The sequence below is a fragment of the Chryseobacterium sp. DZ-32 genome, assembly GCF_059587025.1.
Window position 1 is genome coordinate 13,665 of the sequence record NZ_JCAIOM010000020.1, and the last position, 24,392, is coordinate 38,056.

The following is a 24,392-nucleotide window of genomic DNA, read 5'->3' on the forward strand; positions in this document are numbered from 1 at the left end:
AACATTTTAGCTTGTTATATTTTAATTCCAAAAGTGGTCAGAATAATGATTGTTAGCGCTATTAATCTAAATAATGTCCAGGAAATGGTAGGAAGATAATTCAGCCTTAGTATTCTGCACCTTCTGATATGTTCCAGAAACATGATCACTACTACAATTCCAAAATATATCATATAAAAAACAGGAGTAAAACTGGTCATCAGCGCAGGAATTAACAGTAAAGTTCCGATTAAAGAAACAGTCATCATATTTCCGAGATAATCCCAAATTTTATCTTTGAGATAAGCTTTTAAAAAGATAGTCTGCCAAAGGATCTGGCCAAAGCAAACGGCAAATTCTCTCACGAAATTCCTCTCTAAATTCAAGTTCAGTTTACCGGAAAATATACTTAGGATATATGCTGAAAAAATAACAACAAAACTGATGTATGCAATTCTGTATTTCAGATTAAAATCCGGAACACAGGATTGTTCTGTATAGTCTTTTGAGGAAGGAATGATCTGTTTCCTGTTATAAGAAACGAAAGAATACAGTTTTTGAAAAAACCAATACAGAGGTTCTGTCCGTGCAATTTTTGCCAACAATGGAAAAGAGTTTCCAATGATGAGGAGCAGACTGTCTAATCCGTAAACGACTTCATTTTTGTTGTGATCTACCAGAGCAATTTCATTTTTCGCACGGTTGAAATCTATCAGGATTTTATTTCTCAATGTGATTTCTGTAAAGGCTTCTCTTCCATCTTCATCCAGCATTCCGCATTTAGTAAAACCTTTGGAGTAGAGATTGCACATAGGACATTCATTGTCGTAGATTAATGTGTGGTTTTTGAGCGTTTTCATAATTGTGATTTATAAGATTCATAAGTAGTGTAACAGTCATAAACATACGCCGCTGCCATCACAGGGCTATATAAAAGAACAGCCATTAAAACATATCCAAAAAAATCATTGATGTGTTTCTCTGTAAACAAGATGGTTACAATAATCCAGACCGGTACTATTACAATTCCATACGCGATATACAATGCTGACTTTTTTGTTTTGAAAAACAGTTTGATCAGGAAACTTACCAATTGAGGAATTCCTACTATAAAATAAAACAGAACAAATCCAGACAAACCACCAAATATAAAAACCTGAGGCCCAATTATTATAAAGAATAACTGAATGTAATAATCATATTTTGCAAATGTTTTCATGGCAGCAATGGTTTTAAAGTGATCCTTTTCTTCTGAAATAAATAATCAGGAATAAATGAATGATTAAATTTCTCATAATTATTATTAATTTTATATTTTCAGTAATTTTTGAAAATTAAATTAAAATAAAAAAGGATTTTCATCCAGATTTATTTTATTGTAGCTTATTCTTTTTTAAATAGTCTTTTAGCGTATACCAAGTAGAAAATCTACATGTAGTGTCATTAATGGTATCGGATTTTCCTTTATGACAGAAAATATATTCATCTCTTGTGGTACACTCTCCATCTTTAGGAATTTCTCTTATTATATTTTCCGTTTTTACCAAATACGCCCATGCTTCTTTATCCAAAATCTTCAAACTACCATTTTTCAGTCGGAGAAAGTAATTCTTTCCCTTATTAATGATGATTATTGAATCTTTACCCTGATGAAAACATCCTCTTGATTGAAATACCAATTTTGCTTCCGAGTCTTTTAGATTTTCAAAAACAGTTTTATTATTTTTTTTAATAAATAATCAGGATTAATACTAACTCTGTATGTTTTAGATTCATCAACTTTTATTTCTTTTTTTATGGTTTCTCCAAAAAGATTTTCATAAACAAATGAATACTTTCCTTCTTTTAAACTGTCAAATTTTATATTGGAATTTAAGAAAAGAGCAGACCCTTCAGGTTCTAGAATTTTGAAAATCTTCTCATCCTTATAGATTTCAATTTTGTACAAATCGTGACGCCCATTATCATATTTATCAGAGTTTTCTATATGAATATCGAAATTTGCCATTACATTTTTCTGACAGCTCATCATCAGAGTTAAAAGACATAGTAACAAAAGATTTCTCATTTTTTGAAAATTTATTTCAACAGATTGGTAATCTTCCCTACCAGCCAGTGGTCATCACTTTTTATCGCCAGATCCATGATATTGTTGATTTTTCCGGTGACAGAACTGAAATCATTCATCAGCTTGATAAATTCCTGAGCTTCTTCTGAATCTTTATCCTCAATATTTTTTAACTCTTCAAGAAAGGAAATGACAGGCTCTATTTCTCTTTTTCTTCTTTCTTTGGTAATCTGTTTGAACAGATACCAGACATCTTTTTCTGCTACGAAATATTCTTTACGGTCGCCTTTTACAAATTCTTTTTTCACGATGCCCCAGTCTATCAGAGCACGTAGATTCATATTGGCATTTCCTCTTGAAATCTCCAGCTGTTCCATGACTTCATCTGTAGAAAGAGGTTTTCCGCTCGCCAGAAGCAATGCATGCACCTGTGCCATCGTACGATTGATTCCCCAATTGGTAGCAAAGGTTCCCCAGGTCTGAATGTATTTTTCTTTGGCTTCTGAAAGTTGCATGTTTTCTTCTTTTAAATTTCTGTAACAAATATAATTATATTTTTTGAATTTTCAATAATTTTTGAAAATTAATTTAAGATTATTTCTTTTAAAAAGATTTTTAATGATCCTTGTCAAGGTTTAAAACCTTGACAAGGATCAATAGATGTCTGTTTCGGTTTATAAAAATTAAGGCTCAATAGTGGTTGTAATCCCTTGGTTCCAATATTTTGCTTCCGGCATATAATACAGATATACGTTACTCGATTTTCCTGTATACGTTCCGGCAAATTCTACTTTGAGATCAAGATTAATAGTCTTTGTTTCCTCAGCATTGAAATGTTCCCAGTATAAAACCAGATAGTTATTGAAAATCTCATAGTAAGAAACCTGTTTTCTATCAACCATATCTTTCAGTAAAGCATTTTGCAGCGTTAGTCCTGCCGGGATACCAATCTTTGCTATGGTCATCGGCAGCTCACCGTTTATTTTATTTTTTACAGTAATGGTCATTCTCCTGGTCTCCCCTGTTTTTGACATTCCGGATTTTAATTTGGTCTCCATGGTAAGTGGAATATCCTTGCTTTCCGGAGCTTGCAGCGTGTAATATTGATATTCCAGCTTATAAGGAAGTCCTTTTTGTGATGGATAATGAATAGTGATATCATTTTCCCCTGTTTTATATGCTGATGACAGACTTATATTAGGATAAGTATTCGCTTTGTTAATCTTAATAACCGGTTTTTCAGTTCCATACAATTTCTCATTTTTAGAGAAAAAATCAGATAATGCCTGGATTGCCAGTGTTGTGGCCTGTGTAGAGCCGAATCCGAAATAACCATTCAAACCAATAAGCTGATCAGCTGCTTCAGCGATTTTCAACTGATTGAGTTTCTCATCTTTCTGAAGCGCAATAATATATAATGAAAGTGTTTCTGCATCTGCAGACATTCCCCATGAACCAGTAAAAGTAACTTCAGATTTTACCTTCTTTGTTTTATATTGTTTGTCCAGAATGTCTATCATATCGTCATATTCTTTTTGTTTTCCCAGATATGCTGCTGCATTAGCAAGTAAAGCCAATTGATAAGAATCTTTTGTAGCCAAAGCTCTTTTCAGCATTACCTGAAAGGAATCTTCAATTTCATTTTTAAAGCCCAGTTTGGATAAAGCATATACAACATACATATTTCTCGACCATGAAAATTCAGAAAAGTCTTTTTGGGATTCATAGGGTTTTCTTACTTCGAATAATCCATTTGCATTCTTTTTTGACAAAATAAATGAGGAAAGTCCCTGGATGAGCTTAGTATCCGGGTTCACATACTTCTTTAACTCCGTAAATTCCAGTAATGCGAATGCTGAAAGGGTAACATCTGATTCTGCGGAGCTGAAATATCCGAAACCTCCGTCTTTATTTTTATAACTCAGCAACTTCTGGAAGCCTTTTCTCAGGTTTTTTATCACCAGATTTTCGGTCGCGGTGTCTATTTTTTTATTTGATTTTAAATAATCAAGAATAAAAATGTTAGGATATACTGTTGAGGAAAGCTGTTCAAAACATCCATGAGGTTCCTTTTTAAGTTGCTCTATGTCTCCAAACATCTTCAGAGCCGTACTTTCAAATACATAATAGGACGAATACAGACTTCCGTTGATATACTCCGGAATATTGATTTTGAGATCATCTGTTTTATTATTAATGATGGAAAACTGATGGAGAAATCCTTTTTCTTCTACTTTAAACGGAAGAATCATTGTCTCTCTGAAATCTCCTGATCTTACTGAAAACTGAATATCAGAATTCACAGTCTCATCAGCCTGTATTTTCACAAATAATCTTCCTGATTCTAATGATTTCAGAGTGATAAGACTATCAGAACTGATGAGTTTCACATGGTTCGGTACAATAACGTCCATGGTCATTTTACGCGTTTCAGGAGAATTATTTTTAATTACCACAGGAATTGTCATCTGGTCTGTTCTCGTCAGGTACTGAGGAATTTTAGTATCTATCGAAATCAGACTCTGGGCAGCATATGTTGTTTCATCTCTTCCCAAAAGTCCTGATGCGGCAATTCCTTCTGTCATAATTCTGAAAGTGGAATTCGCATCTGAATTATAAAACTCTACTTTTGCTTTTCCGCTTTTATCGGTTTCTACTACGGGATTCCAGTAAAGCGCTTCTCTGTAATCAAAACGGTAAGAGGTACTGGTGGATTTATACTCAGGATAAACGAATTCTCTTGCCCCCTCATATGCTATTAGTTTTCCATAAGGCACGGTTTCTATGGCAAGGTAAGATTTCGGGGTAATATCAAAACTTATTTCTGATTTTCTATTTTTGGATGAGTTGACGATCACTACTCCATTCACAGCTCTGCTTCCGTAAATAGCGGTAGCCGCAGCATCTTTCAAAACGGTAATACTGTTGATATCATTTGGATTAATCGTCGTATTAAAGTTTTCGACAGGAATACCATCCACAATGAATAGCGGGTTCTTATTGGTAATAGAGGCCGTTCCTCTGATATTGATCTGTTCACCTGTCCCCGACTGTCCGGTACCTGTTATAACTAATCCTGCTACTTTTCCACTCAACAGAGAAGTTACGCTGGCATTCTGCATTTCCATAGAAGAAGATACTGTGGTAGAAGCAACCGTTAATTGATCTTTCTTTACACCGTACCCCACAACAATTACTTCTTCAATACTCTTATTTCTACTGATGGTATCGGTTTTTGCTCTGCCGGGATTATTCAGCTGACTGGTATTGTTTCTGTTTTCTTTTTTTACTTCTTCTTTTCTTTCAGCTTCCTTTACAATTTCTTCTACGTCTATATGGGTAAGTTTCTGTTTTGCTAAAGGATTAATATCCAGATTATAAGACAGAATTTTGATTTTCAGCTGATGTTTAGGCTGAAAAGACTTTGCAATAATTTTATAAGAATTATTTGCATTTAAATCCGAAAAATAAAACTTCCCGTTTTCAGCAACAGTCTGTTTGAGGATCTTTTTATTATAGGTGTCCAAAAGAAAAACATCTGCTTTCACCGGTTTTTTGTTTTCATCTTCTACCACGCCATAGATTGTGTTTTTCTTTTCAGGAAGGTATTTGTATTTATTGCTCTTCACAATTTCCGGAATAGGCTCAAAATATCGGTAACCGTTTGTCAGCATCACAAGATCTAAGCTTTTATCTGCTTTTTCTTCTTTTTTATCGAAATAAAACTGAGGTTTTTCAATTTTCCCTTTGAGCTCAGAGTCCATCAAAAGCCAGGAAATAATATGATTCTGTTTATCATCAGCATATGTCCATAGCTTATCATCTACAACACTTATTCCAAGATTAGCGGGAACAGGTTTATTATTTTCATCGGTAGTTTCAATATTCAGCATCACTTTTTCCCTCGGCAGATAATGTTGCTTTACAGGGGTAACTTTTATATTCAGCTGGTTTACTTTATTAGCGAAAACAATCCTTTCTGCAATCGGCATACTGTTTTCCAGAACAGTGAACCTGCAGATTCCTGTAGGGAAATCCTTTTCTGCAATTTTTAAAGAATTCATTCCTTTTTTCAGCGAAATGATTTTGCTGTAAACGTCTTTTCCGCGGAAACTTCCCAACAGGGTAATTGTTTTTTCCCGGGTAGAAACGATGGTAACATTCAGGTTTTTATTTTCATTCCGAATATTCAAAACCAGTCCTTCATTTTTTGCTACCGGGAGATTAAAAGTCTGGGTAATATTTTCCGGTTTCAGCACTTTTGCATAATAAGTTTCTCCTATTTTAGGCGTAAACCGGAAGTTTCCCATTCCGAAATTATAGGCTGAAATTTCCTTTATTTTTTCGTGATTCTGATTGTAAACTGCCAAAACAGCATCTACAGGTTTTTCAAACTCATCCAGAATTTTAAAAGCGATATTCTGTTCTATTCCATTGACAAAAGTTCCGCCTTCAGGTAAGAATTTCACATCCAGATTATTCAGGACAACAGGAATATTTCTGGAGATGGATTCGGTAAATCCGTCAAAATTCACCTTGATATTCAAAAGAGCGTCAGAGGATTTCAAAACTTCAGGAAGCTTAAAGGTTAACAGTTTTCTACCTTCTTTATCGGTAATAAGTTTTCCTTCTGAAACCGTTTCTCCGTTGTGCATTACGGTGTAATCTGCTTCATAAAAAGGAATCGGAAGATTACTAAGACTTCTCATTGAAAAATAAGCACTTACCTCATCTCCAGGGCCATAACCTTTTTTAGGAAAATCCAGTTTCATTAAAATTCTTGGAGATACAATTTTCTGGAGGGTAATTTCTTTTTCGAAGGTATTTTTCCCTTCTTCGTTCTGCATCCAGTTGGTAAAAGCTCTGATTTTATAGATGCCACCCTTCATGTCTTCAGCAAAATAGAAATCTCCCCGGGCGTATCCATTGGTAATTTCATATTTCAATTTTTTCACAACACTTCCTGCAGGGTCTGTTATTTCGAAATTTACTACTCTGCTTTCTTCGACCGATAAATTATTGTTTCCTTTTACAACATATATTTTAAAATACATTTGCTCCCCAGGTTTATAAAAAACATGATTGGTCTGGATGTAGGTCTTTTCTTTTTCAAAATCCTGAAATGGTTGCTGGCCTTTCACAGAAAAGGCTGAAAACAATAAGCACAGCAGGATGATATAGTTGGATATAAACTTGAGATTCATGAGTTAAAATTTAAGTGAAACAATACAGCCAAATGTTTTAAAGGAAGGAAGATTAAAAAAATCCAATCCTCTTCCATTGCTCATATCGTAGAAATTCTGGTTGGGATCTACCCCATTATTAGCCTGCCAGAGCATGATATTGTTTACATAAAAAGTCAGTTTAAGATTCTGTTTCCTGTTGTTAATAGGGAAATCTGAGGAAAGTGAAAGGTTATTTATTCTTATATAATCTGCCTTTTGAACATAATTTTCAGCCACGCCTAAATAACCGTACCTCGACCATCTGTTTTCCATAACATTTTGGTTGGGATCATAGAAGTCCACAGGAATCTGGTTGACAGTTCCATTGGCCTGTACACCTTCAAAAATATAATTTTTGATATTCCTTTCTTCTCCTGAGCCGTAAGAACGACCGTAGTAATCGAGAACCGCCTGTGTCCCGTTCCAAAGGTGGCCTCCTTTTTTCCATTCCCAATTGATATCTAAAGACCAGTTTTTATAGGCAAAACTGTGATTGAATTTCATCACAAAATCCGGTGTAGGATCTGCAATAATTTTCATTCCGTCTGCTTTTTTAGGAAACCCAAACTCATCAATGATCAGTTGTCCGGCTGCATTTCTTTCAAAGTAACTGCCCATGACAGCACCCAAAACCTGACCTTCTGCCAATGTTTTGTAAATGTCTTTAAATCCCGAAACGGCAAGGTTCTGATATCCGGGAGCCATGCGGTCTACAATATCTTTATATTTGAAAAAGGAAACTTTATGGGTGGTATACATATCGTATCCCAGACGTAATCGTTCGTAAGCAAAATTGAATTCATATCCGCTGTAGGTATGATCTGCTACATTCTTTAACCTCAGCTGATTGTTTTCAAAGATAGGAAATATATCGTCAGTATTCTTTTTATTAAAATATTCTCCATCTACACTTATTTTATACCCAAGATTCAGCCTGGCTCCAATCTTCCATTCCCGAGTATCAATATTTGATAAACCCCGGAAACTTTCTACTTCCTGTACCGGAAAGTATTGATTATAATTTTCCGCCTTCAGCAAAGTACTAGAATACGAAGCATAGGATCTTGTAATTTCCGGTTCGGAACTTAATTGTGTGTAGCTTCCCAACAATTTAAAATTGTAATTATACCAATTGAAGATCTCATTGAACTTCAGATAAAAGTTAGCTTTTGGAAGCCAATAATTATTTTTAAGTGAAGTATTGGATATGTAAAATGAATTCCCGAGATTAAAACCTGCTTCGAAATCATAATCGCGGATATTCATATTATAATTAAAAATATGATCCTGTGAAGTTCTCTGATAAAGATATCTTTGATGGGTAAGGCTGTTATAAATGTCAGATTTTTTATCATTTAAAATAAAATTCAGGCTGAAAGTATTTCTAAAGTCATAGTTTCCCAATGAATAAGAGCCCTGTAAATTGGAATGATAAGAGCTGTTGTTTTGAATCCTTTCATTCGATACACCGCTGATGAAACCATAAGTAGAAGGTTTATATTGGTCCTGATTCCAGGTAGTAATACTTTCATAGGACTGAGTAATATTCAGTTTAAACTTATCCCAGTCTTTCGCTACGTTGAGACTCAACTGTCTGTCCCGATTCTTGTAGCGGTATTTGTTATCCTGCTCAAAAAGGAAAGAAGGATTGTCTGCATATTTGCTGTAGCTTCTCTGCGAACCGTTATTCAGGAGAGTATTTTGTTCATTTGAAAAAGAAACCGGCGTTAACAATGAGTTTTGGTAAGCTCTGTTGAACAGCCCTATTCTATTGGTATTCGTAGCTTTATTTTCTTCATAGTTAAAAGCAAGATTAAGTAATATCTACCCAAATCTGCATTCAGCTTTGCTTTAAGGGTATTGGTAATATCAAACTGATCCATAAAGTACATCTGGTTCTTTTGCTGCCCCAGATTCAGGGCAAGACGGAGTTTTTCATTGTTACCCTGTTGTATAAAAGCATTTAGATTCAACTGGTTATTATAACCTACTGTGGTTTTAAAAAGGTTATTATCATATCTTTTTGCACCCTGAAGTCCATCAACCCATGGAATCAGTTTTCCATTCTGATCATACTCATAAGGTAATCCGTTAAATCCAAGGGTAGATAGCTCTGGTCCAAAACTGAACATTTCATTCGTTTCAGGGCCTTTCCAAACAAGATTTCCATTTTCAGATCTTCCCTGGACATACTTATTTTGAGTCCCCGGAACAGCATTCCTGCTTTTAATATCAAAAGACGTGGTAAAGCTTCCGTTAAAAAGCAAAGTTGTCTTATTGATCCTTTTTAAAACATAAACACTATCATTCTTCTGCTTTAATTTTCTTATTTTATCAAAATAAGAATGTGATCTTTTACTGAGTTGAGTTTTAGTTTTTTCAATACTGAAATCGTCTTTAATCTCCTTTGAAACAAGACTGTCATAGGCTTTACTGTAAACATTTTCTACACTTTTACTTCCTGTCTGATTTTCCAGAATCGTTTTTAATTCCCTGAGTTCATAAGAAGAAATAACATGGGTATTTTTCCCCTGGTTCCACACTAGGGTATCATAAGGTTTAGCTGCAATAATGGCAAATCCTTTTTCATCAGTCAGCTCATAAATACCACTGTTTTTATTATAAACCTTTAAAAAGTTCTGTTCTTTATCCTTAGATGTTAAAAATTTTCCGGAATAGTACAATTGTGAATTTTGTGCCTGTAATAAGGTAATCGTAAATGGCAATAACAGCAAATAATTCTTTTTCATCAATTATTAGTATGCTTAAAAATATAAAAAAAGAAATTTCCGGGGAAATTTCTTTTTTTAAGATAATTAATTTTTTATGACCTTAAATGTCTCCCACAGATCATTAGTATGAATACGTACAAGATAAATCCCTTGAGGATAAGAAGTTAAATCAATTGTATTTTTACCTTCCGGCAGTTTTTCTTTTCTCATAATAATCTTTCCGGCAAGATCATAGATAAACAGTTCTTCAATTGGTTTTCTTGTTTTTATCTGCATTTGACCTTTTGTAGGATTTGGAAATAGTACGGTTTTAATATCAATCTGACTATCAATTTCTTTTTCCATTTTTTTGTTGATGTTATCATTTGAAATTCCTGCGCTGCATTCTGGTAAAACAGCTCTCTGAAGGATTAATCTTAATAATAAATCATTCAGTTTTTCAACTTCGTAAGAATCTATGGTAGGTTTGATATGGCTGTTTCCTATTCCACTGTCATCTGTAAGGAAAGTATAAGTTCCATTGGTGAGTAAAGCAAATGTACGCATCAGATATTCCGTTTGTTTATCAGTATCACTGGCAGCCAGCGGAATAATGGTAATTCCTTTCTTTGCTGCAGCTTTTATTGTATTATATAAATTCTCTATATTCTGTTCTGAATGGTGTGGTGGTGCATCCAGAATCAAAAACATTATTTTAGTAGAATTTTCATCACTCCACTTCAGCTCATCAACAGAAACTTTTAGTGCTTCTACAACAGCTTCCGGCGTATCGCCACCACCACCGGCCTTCTGTCTTTTAATAAATCCAACAAGATCTTCTGCTTTATTTGAAAAATCGAATTTTCGGGTCACATATTCATCTCCATGATCTCTGTAAAAAACGGATCCATACCTTACTGTTGTATTTTTAAGCTGTCCTTCGATCTTTTTTAAAACATCCAAAAGTTCAGACTGAAGATAAGAAATCTCATCCCCCATAGAACCGGTAGCATCCACTACAAAGGCAAGATCCAATACACGCTTCTGCAGACAGTGTTTATCCAGAATAATCAGATTTTGTCCATTTTTAAAGGTTCTGAGATTGCTGCTGATGATCTGCCCTGAACCATCAGATAAATAATATTTCCCTGGGGCTGATTTCCTATCAGTCATCGGTGATATCCACAATTCCACATTGCCCAGATTATCTGAAACAGCTTCCCAAATTGTATTTTTCTGGTCATCCAATAGTTTTATTTTCTCCCCTATTACCGGTTTTCGGTCTTTATTGACCAACTGAACTGAAACCCTTTTATCAGGGAAGAACTTCCATGTATTTTTATACTGATCCAGAATAGGAACTGCAATATCTTTCCAATAATCCCACTTAGAAAAATCGTTAACTTCTCCTGCTGTGAGCTGGCCTGCTTTTGGAAGTACTTTTTCAGGTTCTTCAGGTTCTTTTACTATTTCTTCTTTACTTTCTGAAGAAACTTTTTTAAGTTTTTCTATTTCTTCTGTAGATAATCCTTTTGTGGAAATTACAACAACTCCGTTGTTAGCTTTGCTTCCATACAGGGCAGTAGCTTCAAGCCCTTTCAGTACTTTCAATTCTTTTATTTTTTTAGGATCCAGAGTATTTAAAAATCCAGATTCTCTGCATAACACAACTCCATCAACAATATATAAAGGAGCCGTCGACCGACCATCTATACTTTTTGTTCCCCGTATTAATATAGCATCATTCTTTTTAATTCCGGTTGACACTTCTACCCCGGCAACTCTTCCAGCTAGTGAAGAAACGGCAGCCGGAGCATGCACAGGAATTTTATCTGTAGAAGCAATCATAACTGTTGAAGATGCTGTAACGGACTCATAACTCTTTTTAATCCCATACGCAGTGACAACAACTTCGTCAATTTCTTTTGTTTTTAAGGTGTCATTGTATACCTGAGGCAGAGATGCTGTTACTCTGTCAGAAGCTTCCACTGACGGTATATTACAGGTAGGATGAGATTGATACGGATCTATTCCTGCAACTGATGAAGATTTAAGTTCTGTGGGAAGAGGTACCGTTACAGGCAATTCTTCTTTTCTGATATTCTCCTTGATAGTCCTGTCTATCTTTGCAATATCCGTTTTGTTAATCGGGCCATTTGAACTTGTATTCTCTGCAATTACAGGTTGCAAAGGTTCTGCAGTCTCTTTTTTATTCATAAAGTAAAAAGCCCCAAGGCCAATCATCAAACTTGCGGCAATACCATACGGCAGCCAAAGTGGAATTGTTTTCTTTTTATCTTCTTTTTTATCTAATTTCTCTTCAATTTTATCCCATACTTTCTCAAAACCAGGAAAAACAGCTGGCTCTTCTGAAAGCCTGGAAGCTTCATTGAATTGTTGATCTATATGATTATTTTCCATTGTTGTAAAAGTTTAAATGTTTTGATTTACGAGAAGTTCCTGCAGCTTTTTCCTTGCAAAATTGAGCTGGGATTTTGATGTTCCCTCACTGATGGAAAGCATCGCCGCTATTTCTTTATGAGGATATCCTTCAATAGCAAAAAGATTAAAGATGGCTCTGCAGCCTTCAGGAAGAAAGTTCAGTAAGCTCAGAATATCTTTTTCCAGAGAAAGGTTTTCCGTTGTTCCTTCAGAATGATCTGTGAAGTTTTCTTCCAGGGAAATAAACATCCCTTTGTTGGATCTTAATTTCTGCAGACATTCATTTACAGCAATTTTTCTTGCCCATGCTTCAAATGTATCTGCATTCTGAAGCTGAGTAATTTTCGTAAAGATTTTATAGAACGTATCTGCCAATACTTCTTCTATATCTTCGTCATTTTTCAGATAGCGTCTGCAGACTGCGTAGAGTCTGCCCGCCATTTTCTCGTAAACCTTCCGCTGGGCATTGCGGTTGCTACGCTGGCATTCCAATAATAATTCTTGTTCCATAGTCAGGAGTTATACTATGATAGATGCGGAAACTTTTGAAAGGGTTGGAAACATGATCAACTTTTTTAAGAAAATAATTAAAAAATAAAATATAAAGCAACTTCTTACTTCTTTTGAGTCTTTTTTTAATTTCAAATTTAACTTTTCCCCTTGTAACAAATCTCTATTATCAACGACTATTAATACAAATAATCTTTTTATAGTAATGAAAAATGCCAAAATTGCATCATTACTTTTTGTTTTGTCTGCAGGAAGTATGATGTTTGCCCAAGATGACTTAATCAACAAGTTAAAAAACAATCAATCACAAAATGCTAATTTTCAGTTCACAACGTTAAAGGACGTAGGTGCGACTTCTGTAAAGAACCAGGGTTCATCAGGAACTTGCTGGAGCTACTCCGGAAACTCTTTCCTTGAATCTGAAATGCAGAGAATGGGCAAAAAACCTGTAGATCTTGCTGAAATCTTTACCGCAAGAAATTCTTACCACGATAAAGCAAAATTATATGTTTTGAATAATGGCGCTATCAGCTGGGGTGACGGAGGAGAACTTCATGACGTAATCAATATGTACAAAAAGTACGGTGCAGTTCCTCAGGATGTTTACACAGGATTAAAAGCAGGACAGACTACCAATAACTTCAAGGAAATGCAGGGAAAACTGAAACCTGTTCTTGACAGCCTTGTTCAGGCTTCTTCAAAAGGAAAACTGACAGATAACTGGATGGATTCTGTAGATGCTATTCTTGATGAATATTTAGGCAAAGTACCTTCTAACTTCACATATGAAGGGAAAAACTACACTCCGAAAACATTTGCTAAAGAAGTAGTAGGAATCAACCCTGAAGATTATGTGGAATTATCTTCTTATAAAGATTATCCATATTTTCAGAAATTTGTAGTTCCGATTCCTGATAACTGGAGCCACGATTCTGATTGGAATGTTCCGATGAAAGATCTTACTGCAATTATTGATAACGCTGTAAATAAAGGATATTCTGTAGGTTGGGCAACTGACGTTTCTGAGCCTTATTTTTCTTACAAAAACGGGGTAGCTTATGTTCCGGATATGGATCTTGACCAAATTACTGCAGAGAACAAGCAGACTTTGTTTACAGAGCCTAAAAAAGATAAAACAATCACTGAAGACATGCGTCAGAAAGCACTTAACAATCTTTCTACAACGGATGACCATGGTATGCATATCGTAGGTCTGGCAAAAGATCAGACTGGTAAAGAATATTATATGGTAAAAAATTCATGGGGTGTAACCAATGATTTCGCCGGATATCTGTATGTAACAAGACCTTATGTTGAATACAAATCAACAGCAATTCTTGTTCACAAAAATGCCATCCCAAAAAGTATCTTAAAACAATTGAAACCGACCAAGAATATCGGTTTATAAGGAAATCATTTCTGCCAATTTACAGGCAGTTTTAGATATTTAAATCTGTTAAAACCCGCTCATGAAAATTCTGTGAGCGGGTTTATTTTATCTTGTCATATTTAAATAATGTATTTCACATTATTATCCGTAAAGTGTTGTTGCATTTTCAAAAAATATTATATTTGTGTAAATCAACAAATTATTACCTATGAAAAATCTAAGAAAATTATTAAAACCAGATCTAAAAAAAATCAATGGTGGAAATGCTCCTGATTGTCCGGAAGGGACTACAGCCTGCTACATTCCTGGCAGCAATGGAATCCCTCCTCGATGGAAATGTGTCCTGGATTCAGTTGGGTGTCCATAAATTTACAAAACCGGCTTTCAGGAAATCCTGAAAGCCGGTTCTTTAATAAATAGGTGAAAATTAAATATAAAATAAAGTGAATTATGCTGATCTAAACCTGTCAGGATAGTCAATTCTACTTCGCAAGCCCCAAAATTATGCTGTTAACCGACAGCAAAGCGAATTCACCATTCCTTGTTGATATTAAAATAAGACGCTCATACTTTCTGCTGAAAAATCCAGAAGAGCTTCTGTATTGCCGTCTTTGATCTTCTGTACCCACTGGTAATCCTGAAGAATAGCTCTACCTACCGCAACAAGGTCAAATTCTTCATTGTCAAGTCTTCTGATCAATTCTGTAAGGTCTCTTTTTTCTGTTCCCTGCCCTGCAAAAGCATTAAGGAAATCACCATTTAAACCTACAGAACCTACTGTAATGGTTGGCTGTCCGGTAATTTTCTTTGCCCATCCTGCAAAGTTTAAGTCAGAACCTTCAAATTCAGGCTCCCAGAAACGACGCTGTGAGCAGTGGAAAATATCCACACCAGCTTCTTTTAATGGTAATAACCAGTCTTCCATTTCGTTTGGAGTGAATGCCAGTCTGGTTTTATAATCCTGCTGCTTCCATTGGGAAAGGCGGATAATAATGGTAAAGTCCTCTCCTACTGCTGCTCTGATTGCTTTTACTACTTCTACAGCAAATCTGCTTCTTTCTTTCAATGTTTTACCGCCATATTCATCGGTTCTGGTATTGGTTACTTCCCAGAAAAACTGGTCGATGAGGTATCCGTGAGCGCCATGAATTTCAATACAGTCAAAACCAAGATCTTTCGCTGACTTTGCAGACGCAGCAAACTGTGCAATGGTATCCTGGATATCTTCAATGGTCATCTTAGAAGCTTTTTCCATTGGAACCAACGGATAGTCTTCTGTCATTCTTGTATCTCCAACGTGCCAGATCTGAGGACCCATTTTACCTCCATTCTGATGTACAGTATCAATGACGTTTTTCCAGCCATTCAAAGCTTCTGTTCCATAGAAATCCGGGATATTCTGCATATTTTTTGATCCAGGTCTGTTGATAACAGTTCCTTCGGATAGAATCAATCCTACTTCTGAAGCAGCTCTTCTTCCATAATAATCTGCAATATTCTGAGTGGGAACTCCATTGTCAGACTGTGCTCTGGTCATTGGAGCCATTACAATCCTATTTTTAAGCTGTAAATTCTTATATTGAAACGGTTTAAATAATGATGATGTGCTCATATTTAAATTTATATTTTATAATTGTTACACAAAGTAACTAATAATAGTTCACTTTTGTATCTTTTATTAAAAAAATAGTGGTAACTTCGCAGTAACTTACATTAGTAACATCAAAGTAACATATGAAACTGCAGTTTCATATGATATTAAAATAATAAAGATCTTTCTATGAAAAAGAATGAATTAATGCAATACAGCTGCCCTCTGGGTAAGGCCATGGCCGCTTTGGGAAGCAAATGGAAGCCTATTATTGTTCTGGTGATTAAAGACAGAAAATTACGTTTTGGAGAACTGGCAGTACGCATTAATGTCATTTCCAGGAAGGTATTAACTGATCAGCTTAGAGAAATGGAAACCGATGGATTGGTTATTCGTGAAGAGTTTAAAGAACTTCCTCCAAGAGTGGAATATTCTCTTACAGAAAAGGGATTGGCTCTACTGCCGATTTTATATTTGCTGGAAGAGTGGGAAGCAAAATATCAGGTGAAAGGACAGCATGAAGATAAAGATTGTGCTTTTCTGAATGAAGATGTAAAAAATAAAAAGGCTGTCAATGTTTGATAGCCTTTTATCTTGGATAGCACTTTCAAAAAGGTAAGTATATCACCAAAATGTAAGCATATAGTTTCAAAACTATTTCTGATGCAAATTTGCAGAAAAATATTCATTATGAATTACAAAGAAATTGCAAAAGAAACCATTGGAAATCTGTATAAAGCCCACAACAGCATTAGAAAATCCGGAATTGATGAAAAACTAATTGCCTTGGTGGAGTTACGTGTCTCTCAAATCAATGGCTGTGCCTATTGCTGCAGCTATCACGCTAAAGAGCTCTCTGATTTTGGCTTTGAACAAGATGTCATTAACAGACTTCCGGGCTGGAAACATACCAATGCCTTCAATGAGCTGCAAAAGCTTGTTTTAAGCTGGGCTGAAGCTCTCACTTATGGTAAAGATGACTGGCTGGAAATTAAAGCAAAACTTGCAAAGCAATTCACAGAACGGGAAATTGTAGAACTTACGGCAAGTATAACGCTGATGAATACTTTGAATACACTAAGGATTGCGTTGGCGGAAGAGGATTAGCAAACAAAAACCGCTCCCAAAAAGGAAGCGGTTTTAAATTTATCTAAAATCCCGATTAGAATATCGCTGGATATTTCTGAGGATTTGTTTCATTAAACATGGCGTAGATCTTTTCTACCATATCGTCTGCAGACGGCTTACTGAAATAATCACCATCACTTGCATATGCTGGCCTGTGATCATTGGCAGAGATCGTCAACGGATCTGAATCCAGGTATCTGAAAGCTTTCTGCTTTTCAAGGATCTGCTGTAAGATGAATCCTGTAGTTCCCCCTTCCACATCTTCGTCAATCACTACTAATCTGTTGGTTTTCTTAACACTTTCAGCAATTTCGTGGGATAAATCAAAAGGAATCAATGACTGGATATCAATTACCTCTGCGGAAATTCCTAATTTTTCCAACTCGTTAGCTGCTTCCGTTACAATTCTCCAGGTAGATCCGTAAGTGACCAATGTAACATCTTTTCCTTCTTTTGTCACTTCAATTTTCCCTACAGGAACAGTGAATTCGCCTAAGTTATCCGGTTGTTTTTCTTTTAATCTGTATCCGTTCAGACATTCTACGATGATTGCAGGTTCGTCAGCCTGAAGCATTGTGTTGTAGAATCCTGCTGCTTTCGTAAGGTTTCTAGGAACCAATACCAAAATACCTTTTGAAAGGTTCAGAATACCAGCCATTGGAGAACCTGAGTGCCAGATTCCTTCTAATCTGTGACCTCTTGTTCTGATAATCAACGGAGCTTTCTGGCCTCCTTTCGTTCTGTAATGTACCGTTGCCAGATCATCACTCATTCCCTGTAAACAGTAAAGAACGTAGTCTAAGTATTGGATTTCAGCAATTGGTCTTAAACCTCTCATCGCCATACCAATTCCCTGTCCAAGAATTGTTGCTTCACGGATTCCTGTATCAGCGATACGTAAAGCGCCATATTTCTCCTGCATTCCTTCCAATCCCTGGTTGACGTCACCAATGTTTCCGGTATCTTCTCCAAAGATTAAAGTTTCAGGATATTTTTCAAAAATTTTGTCAAAATTGTTTCTGATCACTACTCTTCCATCTACCTCTTCGGAACTGTCAGAATATACAGGTTTGATTTCCTGAACATTCTCAGCTTTCCATTGAGATTGAGAATATAAGTGAGAAGAATAGTTATCTTTTTCAACAGCAGATACTTCATTGTATTTCTGCATCAGCTGATTTCTTTCCGCAGAATTTGTTCTTCTTGTCGCCAGTAAAGTCTGTCTTACCAGATGGAAGATGTCTTTCTTCGCTTTTGAAACCAATTTGTTGAAATGAGCGATATAATTTTCAACTTCAGCATTCTGCCCTTTAAGGTTTTCTACTAAAGGTAAAACAGACTGAATAAGTTCTGAAATGGCTTTCTGATAATTTTCCCAGGCTGCTTTCTGTCCGGCTTTTGCTGCTTTTTTCGCTTCTTCATCAATAGCCTCCAGTTCTTCAGCTGTAGCAATCACTTCTTCTTTCCCATCAATTTCGATAGAATAGTTCAGGATCCATTCTTTGAATTTCGCCAGACCGTCATACTCAGCTTCCCATGCAAGACGCTCTTCGTTTTTATATCTTTCGTGAGATCCGGATGTAGAATGTCCCTGTGGCTGAGTAACATCAACCACGTGCACTACCACCGGTACACTTTCTGTTCTTGCAAAATGTTCTGCCTTAGCGTATGCATCTAATAATGCAGGATAATCCCAGGCTCTCACCTGGATAATTTCACACCCCTGGTTTTCTCCCTCTTTTCTCTGGAAACCACTTAGCATTTCACTGATATCCGCTTTTGCTCTCTGGTTTTTTGTAGGAACTGAAATACCATACCCATCATCCCAGATAGAAACAATCATTGGAACCTGAAGAGCACATGCAGCATTCAAGGTTTCCCAGAAGTGTCCTTCTGCTGTAGAAGCATCCCCAATGGTTCCGAAAGCAATTTCGTTCCCTTCTCTTGAGAATTTTTCTGAACCGTCAAATTTTACGCTTTTATAAATAGTTGAAGCCTGAGCCAATCCCAATAATCTTGGCATCTGCCCTGCTGTAGGAGAAATATCGGAAGAAATATTTTTCTGAGCTGTCAGATCTTTCCAGCTTCCGTCTTCATGTAAACTTCTTGTTGCGAAATGCCCGTTCATTTGTCTTCCGGCTGAAGCAGGTTCTCTTTCCACGCTGGTATCTGCATACATCTGCGCAAAGAAACTTTCTACCGTCAAGGCATCTATTGCCAATGCAAAAGTCTGATCCCTGTAATATCCTGAACGGAAGTCTCCATTTCTGAAAACTTTCGCCATTGCAAGCTGAGGAAGTTCTTTTCCATCCCCAAAAATTCCAAATTTAGCTTTTCCAGTGAGTACTTCTCTCCTTCCGAGATAAGACATTTCACGAGAGATCCTTCCTAACCTGTAGTCTTCAAGTATCTGATTTTTAAAATCTTGAAAGGATATTTGCTGTGTTTCAATATAGGTTGTTTGCATAGCTAAGTAAAAAAGTTTTTAATCTTCAAGTATTTTGCTAATATACACTTTTTAAATTAATTTTAATTTTTAATAATCTTTTTTAAAAATTTGATAATAAAAAAAATTGTGCTTTATTTTGAAAAAAAATGTAAAAGATGGAAAAAAAATCGCCACATATATTGAATGCTTCCAGCAATCTTTTAGGATTTTCCCTACTCATTATCACCTCATTGAAAATCTCTAAAATCAGTCAGCATACCTATTTGGACGAATTTGCAGGATTTGCCTGTATTCTTTTTGCCTGCAGCTGTTTCTTTTCCTTTCTGGCAATCAGAACAAAAAATAGTAAGCGGGAATACACGTTTGAGAACATTGCGGATTATTTATTTTTAATCGCTTTATTTTGTATAGTTCTAGCCGTTATCATTGTAACCCTGAAAATTATTTAATTTAAATTTTTCGCTTAATTAAACAATCAAAGGTAATAAATAGGGATTATTATAGGAAGATAAAAAAATTTATTAAGCAGCTCTTTCTCATTTTTATACTGAATCACTATCAGATTCTGAATCTAATAAGAAAAGTGCTGTATATACATTTTCAGTTTCCCGAAAATCTATATACAGCACTTTAGTTTAATTAAAGTAAAAATAGAATCAGATCTTCTGAACAGTTACATTGGTAACATTTCCACTTCCTGTAGATCCGGTTTCTGTCGAAATAATCGTAGAATTTTGATTCGGCGCTGCCGTAAAACGGATCTGATACCCAGCTGTAGGCGCAACAACCACGGTTGTATAATTCATCAGTTCACCTACAGTTCCCGAAGCAGCAACTGCGTTATAATGGCTTCCTCTTCCCAGATAATTCGCATCCGGTACAGGTCTGATACCGATGAGCAGCTGTGTTCCTGCGGGCATATTGGTAAAACTTGCCTGCAGCGTTACCAGATAATTTCCAGGCTGGTTAAAAGTCATCACCCCAGTTCCGGTATTATAAGAATAGAAAGGGGAAGTCGCTATCGGTGCTGCGAATAATAAAGTCGTGATCGTAGAAGAACTGATGTTCTGATTCGCTGCTAAACGCGCATGAAACAGTGAATAAGCAGTAAAATCTATGGTCTTCAGAATTCCGGTAGCATCAGCTACAACTACCCTGTCGGTTCCTCCGATACCAATATTCGAATTAATATTACGGATACGGGCATTTCCAGACGCAACATCTAATTTTTCAGTGGGTGAAACCGTACCAATCCCTACTTTAGCACTTGAAGTTACACTGAAATCATTATCCTGTTGAGCCACAGAAGGAATTCCTGTTGCAGGATTGTCTTTAGAACCGTCAATATGAAAAGTTGTCTGGGGATTTTGAGTACCTATTCCCACTTGTGCGTACGCGATGAAGCTTGAACTGATAGCACACGCTATCATCATTGTTTGAATTTTTCTCATTATTTGTTGTTTTTTTCTAACCACAAATAAACAAAAATTATATTGAAAATCAATGAATTATTAGTAATTATTTTGCTTAAGTAATGCAAAATATTAATTTACAGTAATTTAATCTTATAAAAAAGCAAACTAATCACAACTCATTGAATTATTGGAAGATAAGATTATTTTTCTTTCAATAATGAGGATCCGTTACACCATGCGGGATTACAGGAAAAAGGAGAATAAAAAAATTAAAACTGACCAAAAAGTGTTACTATCAGAATTTTCTTTCAATGACATAATCCAGCATAATATGCAGCGATTTTCTTGCTTCAGAATCCGGAAACTCATTCAGAATATCTTTTGCTTTCTGCTGAAATTCTTTCATCACTGTAATGGCATAATCCAATCCACCTGAACTTTTAACAAATTCTATAAGCTCTTTTACACGCTTAGGATTGTTATTATATCGTTTTATGGTATCGAAATAGTACTTTCTGTCTTTTTCACTGGTGATCTTTAAGGTATGAATCAAAGGCAGTGTCATTTTCTGTTCTTTAATATCAATTCCTACAGGCTTTCCGATGACGTTTGAACTCAAATAGTCGAAAAGGTCATCTTTAATCTGAAATGCCATTCCGGTAAAGGTTCCGAAATCCATCATCTTATTGGCTAAAGCTTCATCCGCATTATTGGAAAGAACTCCTATTTCACAGCATGCAGCAATCAGAGTTGCTGTTTTCTGCCGGATAATTTCATAATAAACCTCTTCCGTAATATCCAGTTTTCTGGCCTTTTCCAGCTGAAGAAGTTCTCCTTCAGACATTTCGCGGATGGTTCTGGAAATAACTCCAAGAAGATCATAATCTTTGTGGTCTGTAGATAGTAAAACTGATTTTGATAAAAGGTAATCCCCAACCAAAACCGCAATCTTATTTTTCCACAGTGCATTGATTGAAAAGAAATTACGACGTTTAAAACTTTCATCCACCACATCATCATGTACCAGAGTAGCGGTGTGGATCAGCTCAATCATCGAAGCACCCCGGTATGTTTTTTCCGTCACCTCACCCACCAGTTTGGCACAAAGAAACACAAACATAGGACGCATCTGCTTTCCTTTGGTGGTAACAATAAAACGGGTTACTTTATCCAATAAAGCTACTTTACTCTGCATTGACTCATAAAACTTATGTTCAAAAAGTTTCATTTCATCATTGATCGGTCGTTTAATCTCTTCTACAATGTTTGCCACAATCTGCGATGCTGGGTGAATAATTATTAATTCTCACAAAGATAATTTTTTTCGCTCAATTTTAAGGTAAAATTAATCTTTGAGTTGTTCTTTCGGGATAAAATAAAGTGAAGGTTTTGCAGTTCCCAACGGAGACCTGAATTTTTCTCCTGAAATATAAATTCCGTTTTCATCTGCGCTTATCCCTTCAATTTGTGATAATGAAAGCGCAGTTCCAAGGTAATAATGTCTGGGTTTTTCTTTAAAAAATATGCCGGGTTCCGTTTCTGCAAAAACATCTAAAAAGATCTCCGTTTTCCTGGTATATCCCACTAAATAAAGCTTTTTATCAAAATAAGAGGCATCTGTAACCACGAAACCTGTTTTATAGGTTTCTATCTTCTCTGCTTTCTGCAGTTCTGAAATTTCCGGATCTACGATATAATGTGAGGTTGCTTTTGAAGCCCACTCTTTGGTAAATATATGCAGCTTTCCATTCAGATAAATCATGGCTTCCGCATCGAAATCGTTTTTTGTGTTTTTAGAAATAAACTCAATCTGTTCGGGATAATAAAACAGAATTTTTGTTCCGTCAAAGGCTCTTTCCGAGCCGGGAATTTTAATATCATTAGACTCATTGAGACGTTGGTATGGGACTTTGTAAATCATCAGATCTTTTCTTGTTCCGGTATTGTTTCCGAAATCCCCGATATAAAAATTTTCTCCGTCATTAGCTAACGCTTCCCAATCAGTATTGATCAAATTGGTTTTCAGTGTCCTGATAATTTCTCCACTCTTTTTATCCAATTCAAAAAGTTCGGCAGGATTTCCACTGTCATTGAATGTATACAATCTTCCGTTTAAAATATTCAGTCCTGAAGTTTCCTGAATTTTATCATCTAGGTAATTAACTCTGTATTTTTTTATTTTCAGAAAATCAGTCCGCTGGGAAAATGCAGATTGGCCAACGAAAAGTGCAACAATCAGAAGGAGTTTTTTCATAAGACAAAAATAAGGTTTTATTGTGAGTTAGAGACTTGGAGACTTGGAGACTTGGAGGGTTTGAGCTAAAAGCGTTTGCATGCGATGCGAGGTACGGGTTTCGGGATGCGGGTTTGAGATAAGAGTGGAGATTCCTACGGAATATAAATACTGTATAGCCTTTGAAAAATGCCCATTCTAAAAATAGAAAAACGGACTAAAATAGTCCGCTTTTCCCTTAGATTTCTATTGATTTAAATCAGAAGTTAAGCCGTTTTCTGCTCTTTCTGATTTTGCTGTTGTTCTTTCTTTTGTGCCTGTTTTGCAAAATACTCTTTCTGATATTGCCTTACCGTTTTTCCCGTTCCATCATGTCTCCATCCCGGTGAATTGAAAATATAATTGATTCTGTCTGTAAATTTTAATCCAGGCTGCTTCAGATCTTTCCAGATTTTTCTCCATTCATAAAATAATACCGTATCCGGTCTGTTATCCGGCATTTTTGGATAGATTCCATATTTCACGGGTACATTCGGATCTTCTTTTTGGAAGGTTCCAAATATTTTATCCCAGATAATGAGACACATTCCCATGTTTTTATCCAGGTATTTTACGTTACAAGCATGGTGTACACGGTGATGAGAAGGCGTTACCAGAATATATTCCAGAAATCCCATACTCTTCACAGTCTGCGTATGCACCCATGTTCCATACACTTGTCCTATAGCGTATGCCACCATAATATGCCAGGGATTGAATCCTAAAAATGCCAGCGGCGAAAAATATAGATATCTGTAAAGCGGCTGTAATACCGGGCTTCTGAATCCTGTTGTGAGGTTAAAATATTCTGAGCTGTGATGCGTAATATGAACTGCCCAGAATGCTCTGGAACGGTGGTCCACATAATGCAGCACATAATAGGCAAAGTCTGTGATGATAAAACATGCCAGCAAGTACCATACGCTAAGGTCCCAAGAGAAAAGCCTGTGATGGTAAAAGAAGAACATTACGCCCATAGCAAATGCCTTCATGATAAGGTCAAGGCCAAAGTTCATCAATGCAAGATAAACATTGGTGGCAAGATCTTTCCCGCTATATAACTTAGCTTCTGAAACGTGGCTGTAAATCATTTCCGCTAAAATAACAGTGGCATGCAATGGGATAGCCCATGCATACACATTTTCCAGCCCGTCCTCGCTCATAAGAAAATCCATCATCACAAAATAATTTGTGCAAAGGTAGGGTTTTAAG

General features: G+C 36.0%; 20 protein-coding genes. 5 read left to right on the plus strand and 15 right to left on the minus strand.

All coding sequences use genetic code 11. The features are described 5' to 3' along the window. Positions 1-14 precede the first annotated feature (14 nt). From AC59HC_RS19210 to AC59HC_RS19250, 9 genes are all read right to left on the minus strand, one after another. A complete protein-coding gene (locus tag AC59HC_RS19210; RefSeq protein WP_496559172.1) occupies positions 15-839 on the minus strand; it encodes a DCC1-like thiol-disulfide oxidoreductase family protein in 825 nt (274 codons plus the stop codon). After that, positions 836-1,198, minus strand: coding sequence for a hypothetical protein (locus AC59HC_RS19215; RefSeq protein ID WP_202839270.1), 363 nt, complete (start codon positions 1,196-1,198; stop codon positions 836-838). Before AC59HC_RS19215 ends, AC59HC_RS19210 begins: the two co-directional genes overlap by 4 nt. Before the next feature lie 477 nt (positions 1,199-1,675). Then, positions 1,676-1,987 (minus strand): hypothetical protein, encoded by a 312-nt coding sequence (locus tag AC59HC_RS19220; protein WP_496559173.1) that lies wholly within the window; start codon positions 1,985-1,987, stop codon positions 1,676-1,678. 71 nt (positions 1,988-2,058) lie between these two features. Beyond that, positions 2,059-2,562, minus strand: a complete 504-nt coding sequence (locus tag AC59HC_RS19225; protein WP_034696386.1) for a GbsR/MarR family transcriptional regulator — start codon at positions 2,560-2,562, stop codon at positions 2,059-2,061. Positions 2,563-2,730: 168 nt separating this feature from the next. Further along, entirely contained in the window at positions 2,731-7,251 is a 4,521-nt protein-coding gene (locus AC59HC_RS19230; RefSeq protein ID WP_496559174.1) for a TonB-dependent receptor plug domain-containing protein, read from the minus strand. A gap of 3 nt (positions 7,252-7,254) precedes the next feature. Beyond that, the gene (locus AC59HC_RS19235; protein WP_496559175.1) at positions 7,255-9,006 is read right to left on the minus strand and encodes a hypothetical protein; all 1,752 of its coding nucleotides are present in this window, start codon (positions 9,004-9,006) and stop codon (positions 7,255-7,257) included. Between the two features lie 29 nt (positions 9,007-9,035). Further along, positions 9,036-10,022: a hypothetical protein gene (locus AC59HC_RS19240; RefSeq protein ID WP_496559176.1), complete on the minus strand. Its 987-nt coding sequence runs from the start codon at positions 10,020-10,022 to the stop codon at positions 9,036-9,038. A 66-nt stretch (positions 10,023-10,088) separates the two neighbouring features. Further along, the gene (locus AC59HC_RS19245) at positions 10,089-12,404 is read right to left on the minus strand and encodes a T9SS type A sorting domain-containing protein (RefSeq protein ID WP_496559177.1); all 2,316 of its coding nucleotides are present in this window, start codon (positions 12,402-12,404) and stop codon (positions 10,089-10,091) included. A gap of 12 nt (positions 12,405-12,416) precedes the next feature. Next, the gene (locus tag AC59HC_RS19250; RefSeq protein ID WP_227941806.1) at positions 12,417-12,935 is read right to left on the minus strand and encodes an RNA polymerase sigma factor; all 519 of its coding nucleotides are present in this window, start codon (positions 12,933-12,935) and stop codon (positions 12,417-12,419) included. A 205-nt stretch (positions 12,936-13,140) separates the two neighbouring features. On the opposite strand from AC59HC_RS19250, the gene AC59HC_RS19255 reads away from it, so the two are divergent. After that, positions 13,141-14,343 carry a C1 family peptidase gene (locus tag AC59HC_RS19255; RefSeq protein ID WP_120231761.1) on the plus strand — a complete coding sequence of 401 codons (1,203 nt, stop codon included), beginning with the start codon at positions 13,141-13,143 and terminating at the stop codon, positions 14,341-14,343. A gap of 236 nt (positions 14,344-14,579) precedes the next feature. Then, the gene (locus tag AC59HC_RS19260) at positions 14,580-14,723 is read left to right on the plus strand and encodes a hypothetical protein (RefSeq protein ID WP_496559199.1); all 144 of its coding nucleotides are present in this window, start codon (positions 14,580-14,582) and stop codon (positions 14,721-14,723) included. Positions 14,724-14,875: 152 nt separating this feature from the next. Here the strand turns inward: AC59HC_RS19260 and AC59HC_RS19265 are convergent, their stop codons facing one another. Further along, positions 14,876-15,937 (minus strand): NADH:flavin oxidoreductase, encoded by a 1,062-nt coding sequence (locus AC59HC_RS19265; protein WP_496559178.1) that lies wholly within the window; start codon positions 15,935-15,937, stop codon positions 14,876-14,878. A gap of 168 nt (positions 15,938-16,105) precedes the next feature. Between AC59HC_RS19265 and AC59HC_RS19270 the strand changes: the two genes are divergently transcribed. Next, positions 16,106-16,498 carry a winged helix-turn-helix transcriptional regulator gene (locus AC59HC_RS19270; protein WP_047388122.1) on the plus strand — a complete coding sequence of 131 codons (393 nt, stop codon included), beginning with the start codon at positions 16,106-16,108 and terminating at the stop codon, positions 16,496-16,498. Between the two features lie 108 nt (positions 16,499-16,606). Further along, on the plus strand, positions 16,607-17,023 hold the full coding sequence (locus AC59HC_RS19275) for a carboxymuconolactone decarboxylase family protein (RefSeq protein WP_343639147.1): 417 nt from the start codon (positions 16,607-16,609) through the stop codon (positions 17,021-17,023). A gap of 55 nt (positions 17,024-17,078) precedes the next feature. Here AC59HC_RS19275 and AC59HC_RS19280 read toward each other — a convergent pair whose 3' ends face one another. Continuing rightward, positions 17,079-19,511, minus strand: a complete 2,433-nt coding sequence (locus AC59HC_RS19280) for an alpha-ketoacid dehydrogenase subunit alpha/beta (protein WP_496559179.1) — start codon at positions 19,509-19,511, stop codon at positions 17,079-17,081. A 137-nt stretch (positions 19,512-19,648) separates the two neighbouring features. Here AC59HC_RS19280 and AC59HC_RS19285 point away from each other — a divergent pair, with 137 nt between their 5' ends. Beyond that, positions 19,649-19,942, plus strand: a complete 294-nt coding sequence (locus AC59HC_RS19285; protein WP_110010441.1) for a hypothetical protein — start codon at positions 19,649-19,651, stop codon at positions 19,940-19,942. Between the two features lie 207 nt (positions 19,943-20,149). Here the strand turns inward: AC59HC_RS19285 and AC59HC_RS19290 are convergent, their stop codons facing one another. The 4 genes from AC59HC_RS19290 to AC59HC_RS19305 all read right to left on the minus strand — a co-directional run bounded on the left by AC59HC_RS19290 (position 20,150) and on the right by AC59HC_RS19305 (position 24,358). Continuing rightward, positions 20,150-20,944, minus strand: coding sequence for a hypothetical protein (locus AC59HC_RS19290; RefSeq protein WP_110010440.1), 795 nt, complete (start codon positions 20,942-20,944; stop codon positions 20,150-20,152). A gap of 259 nt (positions 20,945-21,203) precedes the next feature. Beyond that, positions 21,204-22,181: a polyprenyl synthetase family protein gene (locus tag AC59HC_RS19295; RefSeq protein WP_496559180.1), complete on the minus strand. Its 978-nt coding sequence runs from the start codon at positions 22,179-22,181 to the stop codon at positions 21,204-21,206. 72 nt (positions 22,182-22,253) lie between these two features. After that, on the minus strand, positions 22,254-23,162 hold the full coding sequence (locus AC59HC_RS19300; RefSeq protein ID WP_343639157.1) for a hypothetical protein: 909 nt from the start codon (positions 23,160-23,162) through the stop codon (positions 22,254-22,256). 245 nt (positions 23,163-23,407) lie between these two features. Then, complete coding sequence (locus tag AC59HC_RS19305; protein ID WP_411414040.1) at positions 23,408-24,358, minus strand: sterol desaturase family protein; 951 nt, start codon at positions 24,356-24,358, stop codon at positions 23,408-23,410. Positions 24,359-24,392 lie beyond the last annotated feature (34 nt).

Bases quoted from the DNA above. Each gene is read 5' to 3' on its own strand.
- AC59HC_RS19220 (WP_496559173.1), bottom strand. From the start codon at position 1,987: ATGGCAAATTTCGATATTCATATAGAAAACTCTGATAAATATGATAAT.
- AC59HC_RS19270 (WP_047388122.1), top strand. From the start codon at position 16,106: ATGAAAAAGAATGAATTAATGCAATACAGCTGCCCTCTGGGTAAGGCC.
- AC59HC_RS19245 (WP_496559177.1), bottom strand. From the start codon at position 12,404: ATGGAAAATAATCATATAGATCAACAATTCAATGAAGCTTCCAGGCTT.
- AC59HC_RS19240 (WP_496559176.1), bottom strand. From the start codon at position 10,022: ATGAAAAAGAATTATTTGCTGTTATTGCCATTTACGATTACCTTATTA.
- AC59HC_RS19285 (WP_110010441.1), top strand. From the start codon at position 19,649: ATGGAAAAAAAATCGCCACATATATTGAATGCTTCCAGCAATCTTTTA.
- AC59HC_RS19280 (WP_496559179.1), bottom strand. From the start codon at position 19,511: ATGCAAACAACCTATATTGAAACACAGCAAATATCCTTTCAAGATTTT.
- AC59HC_RS19255 (WP_120231761.1), top strand. From the start codon at position 13,141: ATGAAAAATGCCAAAATTGCATCATTACTTTTTGTTTTGTCTGCAGGA.
- AC59HC_RS19225 (WP_034696386.1), bottom strand. From the start codon at position 2,562: ATGCAACTTTCAGAAGCCAAAGAAAAATACATTCAGACCTGGGGAACC.
- AC59HC_RS19300 (WP_343639157.1), bottom strand. From the start codon at position 23,162: ATGAAAAAACTCCTTCTGATTGTTGCACTTTTCGTTGGCCAATCTGCA.
- AC59HC_RS19250 (WP_227941806.1), bottom strand. From the start codon at position 12,935: ATGGAACAAGAATTATTATTGGAATGCCAGCGTAGCAACCGCAATGCC.
- AC59HC_RS19290 (WP_110010440.1), bottom strand. From the start codon at position 20,944: ATGAGAAAAATTCAAACAATGATGATAGCGTGTGCTATCAGTTCAAGC.
- AC59HC_RS19275 (WP_343639147.1), top strand. From the start codon at position 16,607: ATGAATTACAAAGAAATTGCAAAAGAAACCATTGGAAATCTGTATAAA.
- AC59HC_RS19305 (WP_411414040.1), bottom strand. From the start codon at position 24,358: ATGATGGATTTTCTTATGAGCGAGGACGGGCTGGAAAATGTGTATGCA.
- AC59HC_RS19230 (WP_496559174.1), bottom strand. From the start codon at position 7,251: ATGAATCTCAAGTTTATATCCAACTATATCATCCTGCTGTGCTTATTG.
- AC59HC_RS19265 (WP_496559178.1), bottom strand. From the start codon at position 15,937: ATGAGCACATCATCATTATTTAAACCGTTTCAATATAAGAATTTACAG.
- AC59HC_RS19260 (WP_496559199.1), top strand. From the start codon at position 14,580: ATGGTGGAAATGCTCCTGATTGTCCGGAAGGGACTACAGCCTGCTACA.
- AC59HC_RS19215 (WP_202839270.1), bottom strand. From the start codon at position 1,198: ATGAAAACATTTGCAAAATATGATTATTACATTCAGTTATTCTTTATA.
- AC59HC_RS19210 (WP_496559172.1), bottom strand. From the start codon at position 839: ATGAAAACGCTCAAAAACCACACATTAATCTACGACAATGAATGTCCT.